This window comes from Streptomyces sp. NPDC026515 (assembly GCF_055567595.1).
Genome location: NZ_JBVHQD010000003.1, coordinates 306055 through 328328 on the forward strand (window position 1 = coordinate 306055; position 22274 = coordinate 328328).

The following is a 22274-nucleotide window of genomic DNA, read 5'->3' on the forward strand; positions in this document are numbered from 1 at the left end:
CCACCGGTTCCGAGGCCACCGGCCGGGCGGACTCCCCGCCAACGACGCCCTACACAAGGAGACGTCCCCCATGCACCTTAGCCCCCGCCGGCCCGTGCCAGACCCGACTCCGCCGACCAGTCCCACGCCCTGGCCCACCCCCGTCCAGTACGCCGGTCTGGCATACCTCCGGTACTGTGCCCGCCACGGCGTCCGGACCGACGTCATCGGCGTGGTCGTCCTGCACTGCGACAACCCCTGCTGCAGCCCACGACCGACGGCCTCGCCCGCGCACGAAGCCGCCGCACCGATCCGGGTGGCGAACGGCACGGCCGAGGCCGAGCAGGCCGCCCGCCCCCGCAGCCTCCCGCTGACGGGCTTCCCGCTCCGCTAGGGCGTCGCACCGCAGACGGGACTTTCGCAACACGACCTAGCCCGACACCCCGTGTTCGTGGCCGCCACCGTCGCCGGGAGACGGCGGCGGCCACGACCCCAGCGCCACCCGCCCACGCCACGCGCCGGCTGTCACGCCGGTGCTTCTGTCGTCGTGGTGACCGGTGGGCCGGGGGCGAAGCCGGTGAAGTGTGCGGGCGAGTGGTCGATGGGCAGGTCGGGTCGCCATGCGGTGAGGATCTGAGCGCTGCACACGAACAGGCCGTCGGGAAGGTGATCGAGGGGGTGCCACGCCCAGTCGCCGACGCTCTCGTCCGGCTGCGTGGCCGGCTCTCCCCGCCACGCGTGGACGAGGGCGCCGACGGTGACCCGCAGGACACCGTCGACGTGGTCGACGAGTGTGCCCAGGAGCCGGACGTCGGTGGGCCGTGCCACCAGACCGGTCTCCTCCGCGAGTTCGCGGGTCACCGCGGCTTCCAAGGACTCGCCTGCCTCCACGGCTCCGCCGGGCAGTTCCAGGGTGCCGTGCCGGTGCCGGCCCAACAGGATCCCCCGTTCGCCGAGGAGGATCGCTCCGACCCCGACGGCCGCGTGCGGCGTCGGCGCCTTGGTGGTGCGGGGGCGGCTGGAGATCCGTTTCGGCCGGCCGGGCAGGCGGCGGGCGCGGATGAGCTGCTGGACGACAGCGGCGCTCTCGTCGGGGTGCGGCAGGAGGTCGATGGCCTCGACTCGGAAGCCGTACCCGGTGAGGAGTTCCTCCCACACCTCGGGTGCCAGGACCCACATCCGGGTTGGCAGGGGCGGGTCGTCGCGCAGCAGGATCAGCTGCTCGCGCGGTGCCACTTCCATGGACGGACCGCGGCCGTGCAGGTCGGTGTGCAGGAGCGAGAGAACCAGCGGGGCGCCGGGACGCAGGCCGTCGCGCAGCGCGGGCAGCGAACGGTGCGGGTCGATGAACCCCAGGGTCCCGATCGCGTACGCGGCGTCGAACGGCTCGGCCCCGGCCAGGTACTCGGCCACATCTCCCTGGGCGAAGTCCACACCCCGCACGCTCGCGTGGGCGGTGACGGCGCGTTCGTGCTGGGTCGGGGACAGCTCGATTCCGGTGAGGTGAGCGCCGTGCGCCCGTACGAGATGGACGGCGATGTGGCCGGCCCCGGAGCCGATGTCCAGGACGCGGCGGCCGGTGATGTCACCGAGGATCTCAGCTCCCGGTCCGTCGCCCTGCCAGGGCGTCCAGGACATCCGGTCGGGGACGGGCGGCGTGTAGGCGCGGGCCAGTTGGCGCTGGCCGTAGATCTTCCAGGCTCGGGTGTTGATGTCCTCGACGGTCACGATGCCTCCTCGGTGGGTGAGCTGCGGATCAGTGGTGCGAGATGAGGTAGGCGGGGCCCTCCCCGCGCCGGGCTCGTTCGACGGCTGCGAGACGGGCGAAGTCGCGCGGCGCCATCAGCTCCTGCCAGGCGCTGAGATCGTGGACGGCCCACATGTCGTGTTCGGCGGGATCGAGTCGGATCCGGCCGAGCTGGTCCGCGGTCAGCCGGCCGCCGTCGAAGACAAGACCCACCCTGTTCAGCGGCTGGCGGGGCCCGGCGTGCAGGAAGTACGTCACGAGCAGCCTCGGAGTCCCGAGGGCCGGCTCCAGGCCGGTCTCTTCGACCGCTTCGCGCCGGGCGGTCTGGAGCGGGTCCTCTCCTTGGGCGTCCAGGTTTCCGCCGGGGAACTGCCAGGGCCGCGAGTGGTAGACCGAGCGCAGCTGGACGGGCCGGTCCTGCTCGTCACGGACGTACAGACAGCCGTACACCGTGTGGTGCGGGATGGTCCGCGCGTACTGCGTGGGTGTCATCGGCATGAGGCGGCCCGGCCTGGCCGGGCGGTGGTCGAACTCGAAGGCGAGGGCGCCGAGCGCCTCCTTGGCCGGCGGGTAGATGCCGCGCAGGCCGCGCAGCAGCTCCCCGCGGGTTCCGTCCGGGTCGATCCGGACGGCATCCTCCGAACCGAGCAGGTCCTCGAAGGAGGCGTACGCGGTGATCCGCTTCACGATGACGTCGAGTTCCCGGCCGCTGTCCCGGTCGTGGAAGACGAGGGCGTCACCCACCTGCACGGCTTGCTTCTCCGGGGTGGCGGCGCGGACCTCGATCGTCTTGCGCCCCGACTCGACCTGCGCGTAGTGGCGGCCCATGAGCCGGAAGTGATGCTGCCGGGGCGCGGACTGATCCTCGTCCTGCGTGGTGTACATGAAGACGCGTCCTTCCTGGTGGCGGGGGCGGGAGCGGGTCGGCTGGGAGTGGTGCCGCGGGAGATGGGTCATGCGTGGTCCCGGGCGGTGGGCGCGGCAGGGTTGGGGACGGTCACGGCCGGGGCGTACTGGGCGGCCTGGGCGTCGAACATGGCGGCGTACCGGCCGCGGGCGGCGATGAGTTGGTCGTGGGTGCCGTGCTCGGCGAGGTGGCCGTTGTCGAGGACGTAGATGTGGTCGGCGCGGCGGACGCCGGACATGCGGTGGGTGACCAGGACGACGGCCCGGTTCGGCGCGGCCAGGCGCCGGATGCGGTCGAAGGCTTCGATCTCTGCTTCGGGATCAAGGGCGGACGTCGGCTCGTCCACGATGAGGACCCCGTCCGCCTGCGATGTCGAACTACGCCAGTGCGTGCGGGCCAGACCCACTTTCTGCCATTCGCCGCCGGACAGTTCGATGGCACCGCGGAACATACGGGCGAGCAGACTGCGCAGGCCCTGGGGGAGTTTGGCGATCACGGGACCGGCTACCGCGTAGTCGACCGACGCCTCCAGATCCCCGTCGGGCGCGGGGTGAGCGGGGCGGCCGAGGCGGATGTTCATCGCGGCGGTCACGGGCCAGCGCTGGAAGTCCTGGGTGAGCAGGGAGACACGCTCGAAGACCTGGGCGCGGTCGAGACCGGTGAGGTCGGCCTCGCCCCACCGCAGTGTGCCGGTATCGGGCAGCAGCATGCCCGAGAGGATCTTCATCAGGGTGCTCTTGCCGGAGCCGTTCTCGCCCACCACCGCGGTGACCGACCCCATCGGCAGCGTCAGGGACACCCCGTCCAGGGCCGGGGTGTCCCGGTCGGGATAGCGGTAGGCGACCTGGTCCAGGACGATCTCCCGGACCCGCTCCGGCACAGGTGCACCGCCGGCGGGCAGCCTCCGCTGGGCGGCCTGAGTGAGGAACCGGCCGTGATCGCGGACGTAGAGACTCTCCTCGTGCAGCTGGTTGATGTTCATGACCAGGGCGCCCAGGCTCGCCGAGCCGGTACGCACGGCGATGACGGCGGTCCCGGCGACGGCGAGACTCATGTGACCGGCCAGGATCAGCCAGAACATGGCCCCGTACGTGGCGGCCGTCGCCAGACCGGACAGCGCGGAGGCGACCCACTCGGTCAGGGCCTTGCTGGAGGCGAGGCGTTCGTGTTCGGCTTCGGCGCTCTCCGCCATGCGCTCGTAGCGGCTGAGGAGGAACGCGCCGACGGCGTGCAGACGGACCTCCTGGGCGGCGGTACGTTCGGTGAGCAGTTGGCCGATGAGACGGCTGGCCCGTACGTGCTCGATCCAGCTCATCACCGACACATACCGTTCCTGGGCGACCCGCATGGCGCCCCAGCCGCGCGGGGCGGCGATGAGAACCAGCAGGGGCAGCAGAACGGGGTGCAGAACGAGAAGGACGCCGGCGGTGGTGACCAGGGAGATGAGTCCGTTCAGCGCGGCGACGCAGGCGCTGATCATCCGGCGGGCCGCGCCGGGGCCGTGCTGGGCGATGTCCAAGAGCCGCCGGAAGTCGGGGTCGTCGATGGCCTCCAGTTCGACGCCCACGGCGGCGGCCAGGTACTGGGTGGTGGCGGTCCGCTCGACCTTGGGCTCCAGTCGCCCGGCCCGGGAGGTGGACCAGGCCGACAGGGCGGAGTTGACGACGGCGATGGCGGCGGCGGCCAGCAGGCCGGGTAAGAGGACATGCAGCCGTTCGGCAGCGCTGCCGGTCCCGGCGAGCAGCGCGTGCATGACGGCGTTGACGGCGAGCAGGCCGGCCGCCGCGGCGATGCCCTGACCGATCTCGCTGACTCCGACGGAGAGCAGGGCACGCCGGTCCGCCTGCCATGCCATGCGCAGGGTGGCGCCGATGAGCGCGGGCATGGAGCGCAGCGCGGACATCATGGTCAGGTCCAGGGGCGCGTGCTCGTGCCGGGACCAACCCATGTCGTAGCGCAGGGGCCCGCCGAACAGCTCCTGCTCGGCGTCGGAGACCTGCGGGTCGACCATCGTGACCGGGCCGAAGAACCTCTTCACCGGGCGCCTCCAGGGGGCCAGTTCGGTGCCCGACAGGACGGGCCGTGGGTGAGCGGCCGGGTGGGGGTGGCAGTCCGGCGGGGGTTCTTCCATCGGTACCCAGATTTCCACCGGCACCTGGAGCAGGCTCTTGCGCTTGTCCGGATCGGTGTTCCGCGTGACTTGGGACGCCGCCGCTTCCTCACGGGCAGGGGTGTTGTCACGACGCGTGCCAGAGTGTCCGTCGCCGGTGGCGAAGAGCGGTGCGGATCAGGAGGGTGGGGACGCGGTGCTGGAGATCGGCGCCTTGCCTTCGCTGGTGGGCGGAGCTGTTCGACGGGAGCCGGATGAGGAGTCGTCGCTGCACGTCTTCCCGCCGGCACTCGCGTACGCGCTCGGAGTTGCCCTCCAGGCCGGACATCTCTCCGTCGGTCTTCGCTGTCCGATCGACGGCACCCTGGACCTCTTTCCCGGCAACGCACTCGTGGTACCGCGGCAGTTGTCCGGAAAGAGATCGGCGAGCCGGTCCGGCGCGCTCTTCGCGGCGGCGTTCTGCCGTCAGAACGTGCTCGGCGCCGGATTCGCCACCGTGATGGTCACCGCCACCGGGACCGCGGTCGGTGACGCGCGTCCTGGGTACGCGGGAGTCGTCGGCGGGCTCAAGCAGACCGCCGTGAACTTCGGGCCGGTCCTCGGCATCGCCGTCGTGGCCGGCACGACCACGTCGTCACTGCCCGCCTTCGACTCCACCCTGTGATCCTGGCGTGAATCGCCGTCCTCGGCCTGCTGCCCGCCGCGGCTTCCCTCCGGGCGACCGGTTGACCACGCGGGACGGTGACCGCTGGAACCGGCATCGCCCGTGCTCGTCAGCCCCGCCTCCTACGCCGCCGAAGAACACCAGCGGTGCCGCCGAGCGCCACGAACAGAGCGCCGCCCACCAGCCAAGGCAGGTTCGAGGTGACGGACATCGCGGAGTGGTGCTCGATGACCGTCCGCGACACCGCCTCCCCGAGCAGCCCGCCGGTCAGCGTGAGCCCCCAGATCATCAGAAGGATCGTCCAACCGCTCCGGCCACGCGTCCAGTCGTTCACGCGTCCGTCTCCCATCCCGCCCGTTCCGGGCTGTGCCGCGATCACACCGCGGCGCTGAGCTGAATCGCTCTTCGCCTGACCGTTCGTCGTAGTCTCACCCCGAAACAGGGGGTGCCGTGCAGGATAAGGGTGTCGTCGCGGATCCGACTGACCGGAGTCCTGCGACCGAGTGGGGTTGGTTCCTGGCATGGCTGGCGGTCGGGGGGTGTCTGGCCTTCGGGCTTGCGGCCCTGCTGACGGTGGGCATCGCCCTGATCGTCCTGGCCGTCACCGCCGCGGTGTTCCTGCTCCGGAAGGGGCCCAGGGCCGCGGTCGTCGGAGGTGTCGCGGGCCTGGCGCTGCCGGCCTTTCATCTCGCCTACCTGAACAGGGGAGGCCCGGGGAACGTGTGTCACGCGACGGCCGGTGGGAGCACATGCGTCGACGAGTACGCGCCGCTGCCGTTCCTGGTAGTCGGAGCACTTCTGTTCGTCGCGGGCTTCCTCGTCTTCCTGATGCGGAAACGCCCGCACCGGGGCAACGGCTGACCGACGAGTGCCGGGTTCCGCGGGCGGGTCAAGGGCGCCTGGAGCCCTTGACCCGCCCGCGGAACCCGCGGAGCAGCTGGTGAAGGGATGCCCGGATCGGCTGCGTGTTGCCCAGCCTGATGGGGCGGGAAATGTGGTGCCCGACGGTTCCTGTGGCATCGGTACGCAGGCCATCGGCCTGGCGTCGCGCGGGCACCGGGTCATCGGCACGGACCTCAGCGTCCGTGCCGCCGCCCGCGCTGCCCAGGAAGCCGTTCACCGTGATGTGCCCGCGTACACGGCCGCCGCCGGCATGCGACGCCTGCCGTTCTCCGACGGCGGGTTCGACACCGTCGTCTGCGCCGACAACGCCCTGCCCCATCTGCCGAGGGAGCAGGACGTCCACGCCGCCCTGGCGGAGATGCGCCGTGTGCTGCGTCCCGCCGGTCTGCTGCTGCTCAGCACGCGTCCCTACGCCGGCCTGCTGCGTGACCGACCCGCTTCGGCGCACCCACAGGCCCACCAGCCCGCTGACGGGGGAGCGCGGTCACGTTCCAGCTCTGGCACTGGCACGAGGACGGCGAGCACTACGGCGTGGAGCACTTCCAACTGCTGCCGGCCGTCCACTGGGCGCTCGGCCGGGACCGGCCGGCCGGACTCGTGACCGGTGCGGATTTCGGGGACGCCGAGTGGCGGCTGCCGCACGAGACAGGCTTGTTCCCAGCCGCTCCTCACGGCGCGCCCCGGCACGGGTGCCGGCGGCGCCCGGTGAACGCGCCGCGCCGGACGAGTGCGTCAGACGGCGTGTTCTGCCGGGGCCGGCCAGGCCCCCCGGCCGGCGAGGTGGAGCACGAGGGCCGCGATGTTCCAGGCGTCGTCCTCACCCCGGTGGTGACGGCCTTCGAGCCGAAGTCCGGCGACCCGCAGGGCCTCGGCCATGCCGGGGCGTTTGCGCAGACCGTACGCCTCGGTGAAGACAGCCTTGGCGTTGGTGTGGTGGCGCCCGAAGGGGTAGGGCGTCGGAGTGGTGCGGCACTGCCGTGTGAACTGGTTGCGGTCGTAGTCGCCCCAGCTGATCCACGGCCGGGCGCCCGCGCCGTGCTCGGCCGCCAGCAGCCGGCACGCCTCGGCGAAGGTGACCCCCCGGTCGGCCTCGTGCTGAGTGAGGCCGGTCAGTTCCGTACAGAACTCGCTGACCCTGGACCGGGCGGCCCTCACCACGATCCGGTGCCGGGCGAGGCGCTCGCCGGCGGCCAGGTCGACGACGGTCAGCCCGATCTCGATGATCTCGCTGACCTCGCCGGGAGGCGGGGAACCAGCCCAGCACGTCGCCTCCACGTCCACGACGTTGACGAGGCTCTCGGCCCGTGCGCTGTCCATGACGGGAAGCGTAGGGAGGCGCGGCGGTGGGGTCACCTGAGTTTCGGGACCGGCACGGCGGTGCCGGATGGAGCCTGTCCGGCCACCGGGAACACGACGGCGCCCCTGTGCGCGTCACGTGTCCGTGCCGGCGGCCGGCCGGCCGCCAGTCCTCGACGGGCCCCAGGTCGTGGTCGGGCACGAATCCGACCACGCTGCCCGGGGCGGTGTCGAGTTCGAGCACCACGAGGGTGTTCTCGCCGCCGGGATCGAGTACGGGGCCCGGGACGAACAGGGTTCGCTGCGGTCCGCGCGACCAGTACCTCCCGAGACGGAACCCGTTGATCCAGGCGACGCCCTTGCCCAGCGCGGAGACGTCCAGGAACCGGTCGCGCGCGTCCTCGGCACAGGGGGTGTCGGTGGGGGGAGGGCACGGCGTGCGGCGCGCTCGGAGGCCATGCAGAGGTAGACCGAGGCGGTCCCCGTCGTACTGCGGTCGCGCAGACCGGCCCCGGTCATCGCGTCGAAGTTATCGGCCATACCCGCTCCCGCGCAGGTTTCCATGAAGCGGGTCTCGATGTCGTCGGCGAGGTCGGGCCGCCCGCGGACGGTTGATCCCGCCGGCCCGGCACGACCGGCCGCCTCCGGCCACCCGCCGTCGTGGCCGGCCGGCGCACGCGTCTCAGATCCAGCCCCTCTTGGCGGCCTCGACGCCCACCTGAAAGCGGGTTTCGAGGCCGAGCCCGGCTGCGATCGTCGCGATCCGGCGGGTCACGGTACGGGCGCTCGTCCCCAGCTGCCGGGCGATCGCCTGGTCCTTGTAGCCCGCCTGCATCATCTTCAGCAGCAGGAGGTCCTGTGCGTTCGGCCCGTCGGGCGCCGCCGGAGCGGTCGCGCCGAGGGGCCGCGCCCGCTGCCAGTAGGAGTCGAACAGCTCGAGCAGCGCGTCGAGCAGGCCCGACTGGTGGACGACGGCGATCCTGTCGTAGCGGCCCGGGACGAGCGCGACCAGCGCGACGCGTCGGTCCATGATGCGCAGTCTGAACGGCAGGGCCGGCAGGATGCGCGCCTGCTCGCCGATCTGGGCGAGATGCGTGATCAGCTCGAACCGGTCCGGCTGCGCCAGTGCCTCCGGGGTGTAGACCGACCGTATGTCGACGCCGCGGCCCAGCAGGTCCATCGTCAGGGCCTCCTCCAACTCGGTGCTGTAGGGCCCGAGATAGGGGGGCCGGTCGAGCACCCAGAAATGAGTGCGGACCGACTGCATCAGTTCGGCGACGCGCAGCGTGATCTCCGCTTCACCGATGATCACTTCCACCAGTCCGGTCGGGTCCTCCTGCAGCCGGCCGGCGCGGTATTCGTCCGCCAGGTCGTCGACGGTGCCCCACACCGCGGAGAACGCCGCCTCCGTCTCGGCCCGGCGCCTGGCCAGCAGTGCCCGCAGCGCGGTGTGCGGGCTGACCGGCCGGTACTGGCCGTGTCCCTCCCGTCTCAGCATGCCCAGGTCCACCAGCCGGGAGACGGTGCGCCTGATCCGGCTGGGCGTGGTGCCCAGGGCCTCGGCGATCTCGGCAGCAGTCCGGTCCGACCTGGTCAGGTAGATGCGGTAGACCCGTTCGTCGAACTCGCTGATCCCCAGGGTACTCAGCACCGGCCGCCCTCCCCGTGATCACCGTCCGGCCGGCCGTCGGGACGACCGTGACGCGAATCGCCAACTGGCGATGTAGGACAGAAGTTTGATCTAGACATCAGTCATTCACAAGCTTTGACTCTGAACGTTCACGCCACCTGTGGAAGGGCTCCGAGCACCCTCGGCGCCCACGACCGGTCAGGCGGCGCCACTTGGACGGCAGCGGACGAACGTGCCCTGCCCGACAGCAGAGCCGGGAGAGACCTTGTGAAAGCACACCGCCGCAGACGCTGGAGTGTGCCGGTTGCCGCCGGCGCTCTGGTACTCGCGCTGGCCGGCCCCTACGAGGCGACGGCCCTCGCGTCCTCGGCAGCCCGTCCCGACGCCGCCGGCTCCCCGTCCACCGCAGCCACGTCCGACCGGGTCCCCGCCGGCGACCACTCCGTCACACTGATCACCGGTGACGTGGTCACCACCCGCGCGAGCTCCGGCACCGGCGGCATCGTCAGCGTCCGCGGTGCCGACGGGCGTCCGGTGCAGACCCACATCCTCACGTCGGGCGACGACCTGTACGTGTTCCCCGAGTCCGTGCTGCCCTACGTGGCCGAGGGCATCCTGGACCGGCAGTTGTTCGACATCACGGCCATGATCGCCGACAGGTACGACGACGCGCACCGCGACCGGCTGCCGCTCATCGTCTCCTACACGCGGTCCGCCGACGCCCGCGCCAAGGCCGCCGCCCTGCCCGACGGGACCACTCGGGTCCGTACCCTCGACGGCATCAACGGCGCCGCCCTCACCGCGGACCGCTCGCACGCCGCGGACTTCTGGAAGTCCGTGGCCGGGACTGCGGCGACAGCGGGAGCCCGCAAGCGGTCCGCCGCACCCGCCTTCGCCGACGGGATCGCGCACATCTGGCTGGACGGCCTCGTCCACGCCGACCTCGCCGACAGCACGGCGCAGATCGGTGCCCCCCAGGTCTGGGCGGACGGCGACACCGGACAGGGCGTGGACGTGGCCGTCCTGGACACCGGCGTCGACGCGGGACACCCCGATCTCGCGGACCGGGTCGCGAGCCGGCAGAGCTTCGTACCGGACGAGAACACGGACGACCACTTCGGCCACGGCACGCATGTCGCGTCCATCATCGCCGGCAGCGGCGCGGCCTCCGACGGCAAGGAGAAGGGCGTCGCCCCCGGTGCCCGCCTCGACATCGGCAAGGTGCTGGACGACACCGGGTCCGGTCAGACCTCATGGGTCCTGGCCGGTATGGAATGGGCCGCGGTCGACCAGCACGCCAAGGTCGTCAACATGAGCCTCGGCGACGGGCAGCCCTCCGACGGGACCGACCCCCTCAGCCAGGCCGTCGACACGCTCAGCGCCGAGACCGGCGCGCTGTTCGTCGTCGCCGCCGGCAACGCGGGCGCACCCGACACCGTCAGCGCGCCGGGCGCGGCGAGCGACGCGCTGACCGTGGGAGCCGTCGGGTCCGACGACGCCCTGGCCGGGTTCTCCAGCCAGGGTCCCCGCGTGGACGGCGCACTGAAGCCGGAGATCACGGCCCCCGGCGTCGACATCCTCGCGGCCAACTCCGAGTTCGACGGCAACGGCGAGGGTGCCTACCAGACCATGAGCGGCACCTCCATGGCCACGCCCCACGTGGCGGGCGCCGCCGCGCTGATGGCCGCCGCTCATCCGGACCTCACCGGAAGCCAGCTGAAGGATCTGCTGACCAGCAGCTCGCAGCAGACCCCGCAGTACGACGCCTTCCAGGCGGGCAGCGGCCGCCTCGACGTCGCCGCGGCCTCGCACGCCGGAGTCTTCGCCACGGCGACCGCGTACGCCGCGCAGGTTCAGCAGGGCCCCGCCGGCGGCGTGCGGCGCCCGGTGACGTACACCAACACCACCGGCACGCCCGTCACGCTCGCGCTGAGCGTCGAGGCGGCACACGCCCCCGCCGGGGTGTTCCGGCTCTCCGCCTCCCAGGTCACCGTGCCGGCCCACGGTACCGCCGGTGTCACCGTGACCATCGACGGTTCGGGCGTCACCACCGGCGGCCGGTACACCGGCCAGGTGGTCGCGAAGAGCGCGGACGGGAAGACCGCGGCGCACACCGCCGTCTCCCTCGGCGATGTCCAGCACAAGCTGACCATGGTGTTCAAGGACGCCCAGGGGCAGCCCATGTCCGGCGTGGTCGAACTGCTCAGGTCCGGTGACGACGTCCCGCAGTTCGTGGTGATCGACGGCTCCGGCACGGCGCAGATGTACCTGCCGAACGACGTCTACTCGGTGCTGTCCTTCAAGACGGTGCAGGGCGTTCACGGACCCCACTCCTGGGGCATGGCGCTGCTCGGCGACCCCGACGTCCGCGTGGACCGCGACACGACCGTCACGCTCGACGCGTCCAGGATCGACCGAGTCGACATGACGACCCCTCAGCGGACCGAGACGACCTACCAGCGACTGGACTACACCCGCCTGATGGGCGGCCAGAACTGGCGGGACTACATGGAGACCCAGACCAACTACGACAGCCTCTGGGCCCAGCCGACCACCCACAAGGTCACCCACGGCGACTTCTACCTGGCGGCCCGCTGGCGCAAGGAGCAGCCCGCCCTGTCCGTCTCCACCAGGACGACCGACTTCACCGACGTGCTGCGCCAGGACGGGGTCACCCCCCTGCCCAAGGGCACCGCCAAGCTCCCGCTGGTCTTCGCCGGTCAGGGCGCGACCACCGACTACGCCCACCTGGACGTGCGCGGCAAGGCCGTGGTGGTACGCCGTAACGACGACGTGTCCGACATGGACCAGGCATCCGCCGCGGTGGCCGCGGGCGCGAAGCTCATGCTGGTCGTGAACAACGTGGACGGCCGCGGCTTCCGCTCCTACAACGCGCCGTTCAGCTCGACGCCCGTCCGGCTCGACGTGGGCCTGCTCAGCACCGACGAGGGCGAGAAGCTCGTCCGGCAGGCCCAGGCCCGAGGCGCCTCGGTCACGGTCGGCTCCGCGCCCGTGAGCCCGTACGTCTACGACCTCGACCAGACCTGGCACAACGAGATCCCCGGCCACATGGTGGTGCAGGGCGGTTCCAAGAACCTCGCCCGGGTCGACGAGACCTTCGACAGCCCGGCCCCGGGGAGCACCGGCGGCGAGTTCCGGTTCGACTGGCCCACCTACAACAACTGGGCCATCGGGTCGATGATGCCGGAGCCGGTGCGCGGCAAGCGCACCGACTGGGTCTCCACCGGAGCCTTCAACACCTGGAGCCAGAGCGCGTACGCGGACGGCCTGGTCTTCGAGGCCGGTGCCAAGACCTCCTACCGGGCGGGCAGTACGCAGTCCGAGGAGTGGTTCAAGCCGATCGAACGGCCCTACCTGAACGACGACTACAGCCTGCCCACGCGCAGGGGTGACCACCTGTACATCGACACCCCGGGCTGGGGCAGCCGCAACCACGTCGGCATGAACCAGATCGACGGCGGAGCGGAGCAGCGGCAGACCCTCTACCAGGGCACCACGGAACTGGGCACGGGAACCTTCACGAACGTCTCGGGCGACGCACCCGGCGCCGGCAGGCTGCCGTACCGGCTGGTCGTCACCGGCAAGCGCGACGTGCCGTTCACCCCGTACTCCACCAGCACCCGTACCGAGTGGGACTTCACCTCGAAGGCGACGGCTGACGGCTCCGAGGCGGTGCTGCCGCTGCTGCAGATCGACTACGAGGTCGGCACCGACTCGGCCGGGCGGGCCGGACGGCACGACACCCTGTCCGCCACCGCCGCGCACCTGCCGGGTGCCGCCGGCACCGGCCGGGTCGGCGCGGTCGCCCTGGAGATGTCCTACGACGACGGCACGACGTGGCACAGGGTCACCCGTGATCACGACGGGCTCTACCACCTCGATGCCCCGAAGAAGGCGTCCTACGTGTCGCTCAGGGCGAGCGCCGAGGACTCGGCGGGCAACGCGGTCCACCAGAGGGTGATCCGGGCCTTCGGTCTGCGCTGACGCGCAGTCGAAGACCAGGCGCGGACGACGAACGGTCCGTCCGGGGTCGCACGACCCCGGACGGACCGTTCGCCACGCCGCGCGGCTCGCCGGCCAAGTGCCCTGTTGATCATGGCGAGTGTGCCCCGCAGGTCATCGGAGCGGAGGGACGCGATGGCCGGCAGGGCAGGCGCGCGCGCCGATCGTGCACATGTGTGATGCATATGTCGCGAGCAGATGTACGTGGTGGAGACACTGTGTTCGCCATCATGATCACGCGGGGTGCCTGTGCGGGGGGCTTGAACGTCGCGTGTTCCCGGACCGGCACCGCAACGGCAGAGATTCGTCGGCACAGGTCCGCACCACCCGGTAACAAGAGAGGCCGCCCCGTGAACCGACCGCCGTTCCTGCCCGCCGTCGCCCTGTCGGCCAGGCAGAGTCTGGGCATGTCACCTCAGCAGGTGACGGAGCAGATGAACGCGTGCGGGGTCCCCGTCGACATCTCACAGGTCCACGGATGGGAGGTCGGGGAGTACCGACCCACGGAACGCGAGCTGTTCGCCCTCGCTGACGTGCTGTGGTGTCGCACCGCGGATCTGATGGGGGTCGAGGATCCGCGCACGCTGATGGAACTCCGCCTGATACGTCAGTTCACCACGGCCAAGCTGGCTGAGCTGATCGGAATGGAGCCGGCTCAGTACGAGCGGGCCGAGGAACGCAACGCATGGACCGGCGACGCAGAGCAGACGGCCGCCCTGCTGCGGGTGCTGAACCTCACCCCGCTCCAGCTCAGGGCCGCAGCGCAGCCCGGTACACCGCGGCTGCCGGAGACGGCCCCGAGCCGCACGCGGTCACGGTGAGTCCTGCCGGCTACTCGGGGCGGCGGCGGGCGAGCAGCGTCGAGTCCTCGACGTCGACGTCCACGCCGTCCCGGACGAGCGTCCGGGGCCGCTGCTGCGCCGCGAGCACCTCGAACCCGTCGGGCAGCCCCGGCAGCAGCTCCTCCGCCAGGAACATGGCCCGCAGGTGCATCTGGGTGAGCTGGGTGAAGTGCGCGGTGGGGGAGTGCCCGACCACCAGGAGACGCCCGCCGGGAGCGACGGCCTGGGCGAGCTGCCGCACCACGTCCACCATCGCGCCGTTCGCCGGGTGCAGGTAGTGCGTCGTCACCAGGTCGTAGGTCCGTCCGCCCGCCGCGAAGTTCCGCGCGTCGGTACGCCACCAGTCGGTCCGCTCGGCCACGCCGGCCTCCTCGGCGTGCCGGGCGGCCCGCGCGAGACCCTCGGCCGAGAAGTCCGCGCCGGTGACCGTCCAGCCCTGGCGTGCCAGCCAGATCACGTCACCGCCCTCACCGCAGCCGACGTCGAGCGCGCGCCCGGCGTGCAGCCCCTCGGCCACGGCGACGAGCTGCGGGTTGGGTGTTCCCCGCCAGACGGACTCCTTCCCGGCGTACCGCGCGTCCCAGCCCGCCGGTTCGAACATCGCGGCCTGCGCGTCGGCCGGTGAGGTCTTCTCTGTGCCCATGAGGCGTCGTCCTTCCACGGTGCGGGGCGGGGGCGCCGGTGTGCCCGGCGTCCTCCGCCGCACCCGCCGCCGGTCCCGGTACGGGACCCCACCCGGCGGTCGATGCCGACCCGGGCGCCCTGACCGGAAATCCTGCCCGGCAACGTCGGGCGCGGCCAAAAACGTTGCCGGGTCGGCAAAAGCGCTGGTCCCACCGTGCGGAGGTCGCCGAAACGGTCATGCGTGGGCTCGGATGCGGGGGACCTTCCGATCGAGTCCGGCCGTCGGTCAGGTCACGCCGCGGGAGCCGTGACCGTCCAGTCGCCGGCGGGCAGGGTCTCGGTGCCGTCGGACTGCACGGCCGTCACCCGGTAGTAGCTGGTCGTGCCACGACGGGCGCCCGTGTCGACGTACTCGAACGTCCCGGCGGACGCCTCGTCGATCTTCTCGTAGGCGGAGGTGGCCGCGTTCCACCGGTAGATGCGGAAGCCCCGTGCGGATGCGGATGCGGATGCGGATGCGGAGGCGGAGGCGCCTTCTCCGCCCGCACCTGGTCCGGACCACGTCAGACGGTTTCCTTCGGAGTCCTCCGCCGCGGAGACCTCCAGGTGCAGAGGCGAGCTCTCGGGCGTCGCGACGCCCGGCGCCATGTCGAGCTCGGTCGCGGTCACGATCTGGGCCTCGCCGGTCCACTGGAAGTGGGAGTTCCCGGCATCGTCGACGGCGTCGACGACGAAGCAGCTCTCCTCGCCGTCGGGGAGAGTGGTGTACGCGTACGAGGTGGTGTCGGCCGGCAGGTAGTAGCCCGGGTAGAGGGAGCACACCTTCTCGTCGTCTCCCCAGAGTTCGCCGCGGCGGACCACGTAACGCGCCAGGTCCGGGGTGGGGTTGGCGTCCCAGTTCACCGCGAAGCCGTATTCGGTCGGGACGACGGTGACCCCGGTGACGGCGGAGGGCGGCCCTCTGGTCCTGATCGGGACGGGCGTTCCGGCCCGTGATGATCACGACTCGCAAGGCGGGGGGTTGGCTGTACGAATCTTTACTCACACCAGGACTCTGCTTGGCGGAAGTGTCCGCCAGAGGCGTCTCCGCGCCGCTGCCGGGGCACGAGGCGCGCGTCCTGCCCGCCGGCGTCGGGGGGCCGCGTCGGAGCCGGGCCGGTGCACCCGCCCCGAGGCGCCCGCGATCCGTGGGGGGATGATCGTATGACTGAACCCCGACCGGGGTAGGACGGACACCGAGCGCCTTCCCGCAGCGGAAGACGCCTACCCGCACCCCGGCCGGCGACGCCGGCAAGACAGAAGGACGAGGCAGTATGGCCAGCGGCACCGTGAAGTGGTTCAACGCCGAAAAGGGCTTCGGTTTCATCGCCCAGGACGGCGGCGGACCGGACGTCTTCGCCCACTACTCCAACATCTCCGGCAACGGGTACCGCGAGTTGGTCGAGGGCGAACCCGTCACGTTCGACGTCACCCAGGGCCAGAAGGGCCCCCAGGCGGAGAACATCGTCCGCGGCTGACGCCCGCCCCCGTCTCCGGGGTCCCGTGCGCCGTCGGCCCGGGACACCGGTGCGGGGGTGCTTCGAACCGTTCTCACCGGTCTCGGAGAGAATCCGGGCATGGTGATGGCACGGCACTGGTACTCCTCCTCGCCCGTCGTGGACGGGCATCCGCTCCTGCGGGAGCCGGGCTTCTGGCCGGCGCATCTGGCGGACTTGTCCCGGGGCGCGACCCCCGAGGACTTCGGCTCCGACGCGGGGGATGCCGGCGCCATGCTGGAGCGGCTCCACGATCCTTCGGCGTGGCCGGTGTTCACGGTGCCTCTGGTCGGCGGCTTCGCGATCGTCCTGCACTACAACAGCGGTGAGGAATGCACGACCACCGACTACTTCCTGACGCATCCCGACTGGAGCCGGGATCTAGTCCTGGCCAGCGACGACCAGGACCGCATCGGTCCCGGACTGTGCTGGCCCGAACTCGCCGCGCTGCTGAACGCACCGCCAGGCGCCACGGGTGTCACCGACCCCGACGCCCGGCTTCTCCTCCTTCTGCCGGTTCTCGGGGACGCCGCGGTTCCGGAGGAGGCCGTGACCGCCGTGGGCCGGGCGCTCGTCGCCCACGGGGCTCCCGAGGGGAGCCGGGCGTTGGCGGGACGTCTGCTCCAAGGGCACCCCATGTGGGGCGCCGAGGCCTGGTCGTTCGACGAGGACGAACGAAGCTGGATCTGCGAAGGCGAGCACAGCCCCCGCAGGACTCCCCTGGGTGACCATCTGCCCGCCCGGCAGCGGACGGCCCTCGAGGCGTGTCTCGAGCCCGGCTGACCGTCTCGGGCCGCGCTCGCCCTGGTCCCGGGATCCGCTCAGGGCACGTGCGGTCCGGAGACGTAGCGGCCGTTGCGGTCGTACGGCCAGGCGTTGGCGACGCATCCGTGCAGCCCCTTGATCTGCTGCATCATGACCGGTGCGAGTTGTCCGGGACCCCCGCAGGTCATGTGGGTGAGGCCCAGGGCGTGACCCATCTCGTGGTTGATGATCAGTGCACGGTACTCGTGGATGGGGCCGTCGAACGTGGGCGAGCCCCTGACCCAGCGCTTGAGGTTCACCACCACACCGCCGGGGATCTCGCAGTTGTACTCGCCGTGGGTGCTCTGGTGGATCCCCGCCCAGCACAGGGCGTCGGCCGTCCCCGGTGTCGCGATCTTTATCATCAGGTCGTACGGCTCACCCGTTCCCACCAGCTGGAACGAGTTGTTGCCGCTGTGGGTCCAGCCCCGGGGGGCGGCGAGTATGCCGGCGATCTCCTCGGCAGCCTGTCCCGGTGAGACGTCGAGCCCGCTCTCGACCTGTACCGCGTAGCGGATCAGATGCGCGCCACGGCCGACCTTCGCGCCACCGGCACGCGCGGTGACGAAGGCGCCGCTGCCCGTCGGAGGGACGTCGATCTCGGTAGGAGTCGGGGGAGGCGTGGGGGAGGGCGTGGGAGTGTGCCTGGGCGAGGGGGTGACGTGCTTCGCGATGCGCGCGGGCGCCGAACCGCTCGGCGCTCCGCTCCGCCCGCCGTTCACGAAGAACGCCGCGGAGCCGAGCAGGCCGGCGGCCGCCAGCGCCAAGATCAGGGAACGCCGGCCGAGGCGGCGTGGACCGCTCCGGCGGCGCGACGACTGGTGGCGCCCACGACGCCGGCTCCCCTTGGGAGGACGGTTGTGGTGGGAGGCGGCGCCATCGGTGGGCGGTGCGGATTCCCGCTCTCGTGCCGAATACATGGCAGCTCAAACTGGTCATTCCAGATGATCGCCATAGGTTCGGATGATCACGAAGGGATAACGGTCGATTCTGTTTATGACCGTTCTGCCACAAGCCCGCAGGGGGCCCCTTTTCCGGAGCGGCCGTCGAAAACGATCCGCCTACACTGTCGAGGTGTCGCGAGTCCTTATTGTCGAAGACGACCCGGATGTCCGTAACGCTGTCACCTTGGCGCTTCGGCATCAGGGTCACGACGTCATGGCCGCCGGGACGGGCGAAGAGGGTCTGGAACAGCTCCATCCCTTCCGCCCGGACGTCGTGGTGCTGGACCTCATGCTGCCCGGCATGTCCGGCCTCGACGTCTGCCGCCGGATCAGGGGCCGCGACCAGGTGCCGATCATCATGGTGACGGCCAAGGGCGACGACATCGACGTGGTCGTGGGGCTGGAGGCCGGTGCCGACGACTACGTCGTCAAGCCCGTACGGGCCCGGGTGCTCGACGCGCGCATACGGGCCGTACTGCGCAGACAGGGCCAGCCGCTCGCCGACGGTGTCCGGCCCAGGGCGGAGTCGCACGGCACGCTGGTCATCGACCGGGCCGGACTCGTGGTGACGAACCACGGCTCACCCGTCGCGCTCGCCCCCTCGGAGCTTCGGCTGCTGCTGACCCTGTCGGCCTCGCCCGGCCGGACCTTCAGTCGCCAGCACCTGCTGGAAGCGGTCTGGGAGCACAGCTACCACGGCGACATACGACTCGTGGACGCCTGTGTGAAGCGGCTCCGCAACAAGCTGGGTGAGCTGAGCGGAGATCCCCAGTACATACAGACCGTACGCGGCTTCGGATACCGGTTCGTCTCCCCGTGAACGGCGAGAGGGGCGCACAGGCGCGAAGGACCGAAGGCGCGGGCCCGGCCGTGGGTGAGCACGATTCCGCGCCGGTCGAACGGGGCACGAGGCCCGTGCGGCTCTTCCGGGCGCTCCTGGCCCGCATCCCTCTTCCGCTGCGCGGACTGCGCGCCCGCCTGGTGGCCGCCTTCGTCCTGGTGGCCGTCGTCAGCGCCCTGAGCACCGGGGCCCTGGCCTTCCGCGAGGCGCGCACGGGCGTGCTCCAGCAGAGCCAGGACTCGGTGATCAAGCAGTTCCGCAAGAGCGTCGAGAGCGCGGCTCCGAACATCTCCGCCACACCTGACCAGAGCGAACTCCAGGCGGCGGTGAACCGCGTGCTCTACGACAACCCGTCGCAGGGCTGGCGGGTGATGGCCACCTACGGCAGCCTCCGCACCTGGGCGCCGAGCGCCGAATTCCAGGAGCTGAGCCCGGACCTGCGCCGGACCGTGGCCACCACCAGCGCCACCGTCTTCCAGCGGGTCAACGTCGACGGCCGTCCCTGGCTCGTCGTCGGCACGCCGATCACCTACGACAGCGCCAAAGGCAAGTCCCGGCTCTCGGGAACGGCGATGTACCTGGTGGTGTCGCAGGACGCCGAGGAGGGCTACGTCCAGGCGATGGTCAGCGGCATCGAGCGTGCCACCGTCGTCGCGCTGGCCCTCGCCGTCGTCCTGGCGCTGCTGGCCGCCGGCGGTGTGCTCCGTCCCGTGCGGGCGCTGGGCCGGGCGACGCGCCGGATGGCCGAGGGGCATCTCGACGTCCGCCTGGCCGTCAACGGTTCCGACGAACTGGCGGAGCTCTCGCAGTCCTTCAACGACACGGCGGCCGCGCTGGAGCGTTCGGTCGCCGAACTGCGCCGCATGGAAGCCCGGGCGCGCCGCTTCGCCGCGGACGTCTCCCACGAACTGCGGACGCCGCTCACCGCGATGGCGGCGCTCACCGACGTGCTGGACGAGAACGCGCTGCGGCACGACCGGGAGACCGGCGACGCCCTGCGGCTCATCAGCGAGGGGACCACACGGCTGAGCGCACTGGTGGAGGACCTGATGGAGATCTCACGCTTCGACGCCGGCGTGATCAGGCTCAACCTGGACGAGGTCGACCTGGCGGAGTCCGTACGGCGCACCCTCGCCGCCCGCGGCTGGCAGGACCAGGTGGAGACCCACCTGCCCGCACCCGGTGCCGTCCGGACACGGGTGGACCCGCGCCGCCTCGATGTCGTCATGGCCAATCTGGTCGGCAACGCGTTGCGGCACGGGGCGCCACCGGTGCGGCTGACCATGAGGGTGCGCGAGGAAGGGGCGGACGTGGCGTGGGCCGTCATCGAGGTGACCGACAGCGGACCCGGGATCGCCGAGGAGGCGATGCCGCACATCTTCGAGCGCTTCTACAAGGCCGGGGCCTCGCGGGCCAGGAGTGAGAGCAGCGGGCTCGGCCTGGCCATCACGGCGGAGAACGTGTACCTGCACGGCGGACGGATCAGCGCGTCGAACCTCCCCGGGGGCGGGGCGGCGTTCACGGTCGAACTCCCCCTGCGCCGCGAGTCCCCGGCCCCCGACCACAACGCGTTCGCGGGTGCCCGGTGAGGCGCTCGCGTGTGACGGCGCTGCTGGCCGGGCTCGTGGCCGGGCTGACGCTGGCGGGGTGCGGGGTCCCCCCGTCCGGCGTCATCCAGGCAGGCCCGGCGGCGAGCGGCATCCTCCCGCCCGGCGGCGCGGAGCCCACGACGGCCACCGTCATCCCCCTCTACTTCGTCCACGACGGTGCGCTGAAGCCCTATCCGCGCAAGACCGTGACCCCCACGGATGTCCAGTCCGTCCTGGACATGCTGTTCGCCGGGCCCATCGGGCAGGAGTCCTCGTCGGCCACCACCAACCTGCCCCGCCTGGCCGGCGCGCCGGAGGTGACGATCGACGGCAGCAGAGTCCTGACCGTTCGACTGCCCGAAGAGGCAGGCCACCTGGGCAAGCTGGCCCTGATGCAGTTGACATGCACCCTGGCCGCGGTCGCCGGCCCGCTGGTCGCGAAGCCCGTGGGCAGCCCGAGCGGGGGCGCCTCCGCGGCTGTCCCTTCCGACAACGGCCAGGATTCCCTGGCCCGCACGAAAGTCAGGGTGAGCGGGAGCGGATGGACGACAGACCTGTCCGGAAGCTCGTGCCCCCACCTGCTCCCGTCGTAGCGGCAGCAGCGACCGTTCTCCTCCCGGACCTCGTGCGGGGGTCCTGGCGGTCGGGTGCGACGCGCTGTCAGCGCACCGATGACCCGCCGCTACGCCCGCACCCGTCTGCGGACCTCTTGTCCGGGCCGGTGTCGGCGGTCGCGGTCAGCTGGACGCCGAGGAGACGCCCGGCCGGATTCACCGTCACCGCGAGTGAGGTCACGGCCCGCATGCGGTCGTCGCGGTAGGGGTACGACACCGTCCACGTCCCGCCCGCGCCGTCGTCGGTCCGGTCCACCGAGGGCTGCCTCGTGTCGGCGGTGGGGTAGTGCGCGGCCACGTACTCGCCCGCGGCCAGCTCGGCGGTGGCCGTGTCGCGGACGTGCCCGGGAGAGCCCGGGATGGGTATTCCGCTCGCCGCGGCGTCGGACCCGAGCCTGGTCATCACATCGATGCGGAACCGGTCCGGGGCGGGCCAGTTCATGACGGCGATCGCACTGGGTTCCAGCTCCGCCCACACCTCTTCGTTCAGGCCGTCGATCCCGCACGGTGTGTCGTCCATGACGCGGCCGATCCTCACGCCGTCGCCCAGTGCCTGGCGGATCGCCTGCCCCACCACCGCCCGCTGGCCCGCGGAGGCCTGTCTGCTGGGCTCGGCGTGGTCGACGATCCGTACGTCGACGACCGTGCTCAGCACGACGGCGACGGCGAGGAATCCCAGCCCGGTCGTGACCTGGAGCGTGCGGTGACGCCTGGGCCAGGGCGGCGGCGTCGAGCCGGCGAGACGGAGGGAGACCACGGCGGCGGCCGCGCCCACGACCGCGCCGGCCACGTTGGTGATGAGGTCGCCGGTGTCGCAGTAACGGCCGATCACGGGGATACAGGCCTGGACGGTCTCGATCCCGCAGGCCAGGAGGACCGACAGCAGCAACGGCGGGAGCGGACGCCGGGCCGCTCGGACGCCGAGGAAGCCGATGGGCACGAACAGGGCGACGTTCATCCACCCTTGGGTCGTCCCGAACGACTCCCACACGTCCTTGCTCACGGTGCAGCGCACATAGCCCGTCCCGACGGGTCTGAACCAGAGCGTCAGGAGCAGGGTTGCCGTCGTGGTGGCCGCCCATGCCGCGTAGGTCCAGGGCCGGTCAGACCGGCCACGCAGCGCGAACGCGACGCTCCCCAGTACCGCGGCGGAGACCAGGGCGACGAGGAGGAGGTAGAGAAGGTGGCCTCCGAAAACGAGAGCGAGCAAGGCCGTGCCTTT

The 22274-nt window shown here is 71.5% G+C and carries 20 protein-coding genes and 2 pseudogenes; 11 read left to right on the plus strand and 11 right to left on the minus strand.

The window, feature by feature from the left end:
* The first annotated feature begins 70 nt into the window (after window positions 1–70).
* The gene (locus tag ACZ4O3_RS07470; protein ID WP_362733016.1) at window positions 71–373 is read left to right on the plus strand and encodes a hypothetical protein; all 303 of its coding nucleotides are present in this window, start codon (window positions 71–73) and stop codon (window positions 371–373) included.
* Between the two features lie 131 nt (window positions 374–504).
* Here the strand turns inward: ACZ4O3_RS07470 and ACZ4O3_RS07475 are convergent, their stop codons facing one another.
* From ACZ4O3_RS07475 to ACZ4O3_RS07485, 3 genes are read right to left on the minus strand one after another with little or no spacing between them, the layout of a single operon-like run.
* Window positions 505–1707, minus strand: a complete 1203-nt coding sequence (locus ACZ4O3_RS07475; protein ID WP_467721542.1) for a bifunctional class I SAM-dependent methyltransferase/NUDIX hydrolase — start codon at window positions 1705–1707, stop codon at window positions 505–507.
* A 28-nt stretch (window positions 1708–1735) separates the two neighbouring features.
* On the minus strand, window positions 1736–2683 hold the full coding sequence (locus tag ACZ4O3_RS07480) for an NUDIX domain-containing protein (RefSeq protein WP_467721543.1): 948 nt from the start codon (window positions 2681–2683) through the stop codon (window positions 1736–1738).
* Entirely contained in the window at window positions 2680–4671 is a 1992-nt protein-coding gene (locus ACZ4O3_RS07485; RefSeq protein WP_467721544.1) for an ATP-binding cassette domain-containing protein, read from the minus strand. Before ACZ4O3_RS07485 ends, ACZ4O3_RS07480 begins: the two co-directional genes overlap by 4 nt.
* A gap of 544 nt (window positions 4672–5215) precedes the next feature.
* On the opposite strand from ACZ4O3_RS07485, the pseudogene ACZ4O3_RS07490 reads away from it, so the two are divergent.
* A pseudogene (locus ACZ4O3_RS07490) lies at window positions 5216–5365 on the plus strand (MFS transporter); the annotation flags it as partial.
* Window positions 5366–5516: 151 nt separating this feature from the next.
* On the opposite strand, the gene ACZ4O3_RS07495 reads toward ACZ4O3_RS07490, so the two are convergent.
* Window positions 5517–5741, minus strand: a complete 225-nt coding sequence (locus tag ACZ4O3_RS07495) for a hypothetical protein (protein WP_467721545.1) — start codon at window positions 5739–5741, stop codon at window positions 5517–5519.
* A gap of 116 nt (window positions 5742–5857) precedes the next feature.
* Between ACZ4O3_RS07495 and ACZ4O3_RS07500 the strand changes: the two genes are divergently transcribed.
* Both ACZ4O3_RS07500 and ACZ4O3_RS07505 read left to right on the plus strand, forming a co-directional pair.
* Window positions 5858–6268, plus strand: coding sequence for a hypothetical protein (locus tag ACZ4O3_RS07500; RefSeq protein ID WP_467721546.1), 411 nt, complete (start codon window positions 5858–5860; stop codon window positions 6266–6268).
* 79 nt (window positions 6269–6347) lie between these two features.
* Entirely contained in the window at window positions 6348–6911 is a 564-nt protein-coding gene (locus tag ACZ4O3_RS07505) for a class I SAM-dependent methyltransferase (protein ID WP_467721547.1), read from the plus strand.
* 131 nt (window positions 6912–7042) lie between these two features.
* Here the strand turns inward: ACZ4O3_RS07505 and ACZ4O3_RS07510 are convergent, their stop codons facing one another.
* The 3 genes and pseudogenes from ACZ4O3_RS07510 to ACZ4O3_RS07520 form a co-directional block, all read right to left on the minus strand.
* The gene (locus ACZ4O3_RS07510) at window positions 7043–7627 is read right to left on the minus strand and encodes a 3'-5' exonuclease (RefSeq protein WP_362732859.1); all 585 of its coding nucleotides are present in this window, start codon (window positions 7625–7627) and stop codon (window positions 7043–7045) included.
* 247 nt (window positions 7628–7874) lie between these two features.
* A pseudogene (locus ACZ4O3_RS07515) lies at window positions 7875–8069 on the minus strand (beta-galactosidase); the annotation flags it as partial.
* 219 nt (window positions 8070–8288) lie between these two features.
* Window positions 8289–9257 (minus strand): helix-turn-helix domain-containing protein, encoded by a 969-nt coding sequence (locus tag ACZ4O3_RS07520; RefSeq protein WP_467721548.1) that lies wholly within the window; start codon window positions 9255–9257, stop codon window positions 8289–8291.
* Window positions 9258–9503: 246 nt separating this feature from the next.
* On the opposite strand from ACZ4O3_RS07520, the gene ACZ4O3_RS07525 reads away from it, so the two are divergent.
* Window positions 9504–13241 (plus strand): S8 family serine peptidase, encoded by a 3738-nt coding sequence (locus ACZ4O3_RS07525; protein WP_467721549.1) that lies wholly within the window; start codon window positions 9504–9506, stop codon window positions 13239–13241.
* A 368-nt stretch (window positions 13242–13609) separates the two neighbouring features.
* Window positions 13610–14080, plus strand: a complete 471-nt coding sequence (locus ACZ4O3_RS07530) for a helix-turn-helix domain-containing protein (RefSeq protein ID WP_362715527.1) — start codon at window positions 13610–13612, stop codon at window positions 14078–14080.
* 10 nt (window positions 14081–14090) lie between these two features.
* Here ACZ4O3_RS07530 and ACZ4O3_RS07535 read toward each other — a convergent pair whose 3' ends face one another.
* Window positions 14091–14744, minus strand: coding sequence for a class I SAM-dependent methyltransferase (locus ACZ4O3_RS07535; RefSeq protein ID WP_467721550.1), 654 nt, complete (start codon window positions 14742–14744; stop codon window positions 14091–14093).
* A gap of 272 nt (window positions 14745–15016) precedes the next feature.
* A complete protein-coding gene (locus tag ACZ4O3_RS07540; RefSeq protein WP_467721551.1) occupies window positions 15017–15628 on the minus strand; it encodes a hypothetical protein in 612 nt (203 codons plus the stop codon).
* A gap of 410 nt (window positions 15629–16038) precedes the next feature.
* Here ACZ4O3_RS07540 and ACZ4O3_RS07545 point away from each other — a divergent pair, with 410 nt between their 5' ends.
* Window positions 16039–16242: a cold-shock protein gene (locus ACZ4O3_RS07545; RefSeq protein WP_190192812.1), complete on the plus strand. Its 204-nt coding sequence runs from the start codon at window positions 16039–16041 to the stop codon at window positions 16240–16242.
* A 99-nt stretch (window positions 16243–16341) separates the two neighbouring features.
* The gene (locus ACZ4O3_RS07550) at window positions 16342–17043 is read left to right on the plus strand and encodes a hypothetical protein (RefSeq protein ID WP_467721552.1); all 702 of its coding nucleotides are present in this window, start codon (window positions 16342–16344) and stop codon (window positions 17041–17043) included.
* A gap of 38 nt (window positions 17044–17081) precedes the next feature.
* Here ACZ4O3_RS07550 and ACZ4O3_RS07555 read toward each other — a convergent pair whose 3' ends face one another.
* Window positions 17082–17984, minus strand: coding sequence for a DUF3152 domain-containing protein (locus tag ACZ4O3_RS07555; protein ID WP_467721553.1), 903 nt, complete (start codon window positions 17982–17984; stop codon window positions 17082–17084).
* A gap of 154 nt (window positions 17985–18138) precedes the next feature.
* On the opposite strand from ACZ4O3_RS07555, the gene ACZ4O3_RS07560 reads away from it, so the two are divergent.
* From ACZ4O3_RS07560 to ACZ4O3_RS07570, 3 genes are all read left to right on the plus strand, one after another.
* Window positions 18139–18828 (plus strand): response regulator transcription factor, encoded by a 690-nt coding sequence (locus ACZ4O3_RS07560; RefSeq protein WP_362714599.1) that lies wholly within the window; start codon window positions 18139–18141, stop codon window positions 18826–18828.
* A gap of 116 nt (window positions 18829–18944) precedes the next feature.
* Complete coding sequence (locus ACZ4O3_RS07565) at window positions 18945–20438, plus strand: sensor histidine kinase (RefSeq protein WP_467721666.1); 1494 nt, start codon at window positions 18945–18947, stop codon at window positions 20436–20438.
* 11 nt (window positions 20439–20449) lie between these two features.
* Window positions 20450–21031 (plus strand): hypothetical protein, encoded by a 582-nt coding sequence (locus ACZ4O3_RS07570; protein ID WP_467721554.1) that lies wholly within the window; start codon window positions 20450–20452, stop codon window positions 21029–21031.
* A gap of 67 nt (window positions 21032–21098) precedes the next feature.
* Here the strand turns inward: ACZ4O3_RS07570 and ACZ4O3_RS07575 are convergent, their stop codons facing one another.
* The gene (locus ACZ4O3_RS07575; protein ID WP_467721555.1) at window positions 21099–22262 is read right to left on the minus strand and encodes a VanZ family protein; all 1164 of its coding nucleotides are present in this window, start codon (window positions 22260–22262) and stop codon (window positions 21099–21101) included.
* Window positions 22263–22274 lie beyond the last annotated feature (12 nt).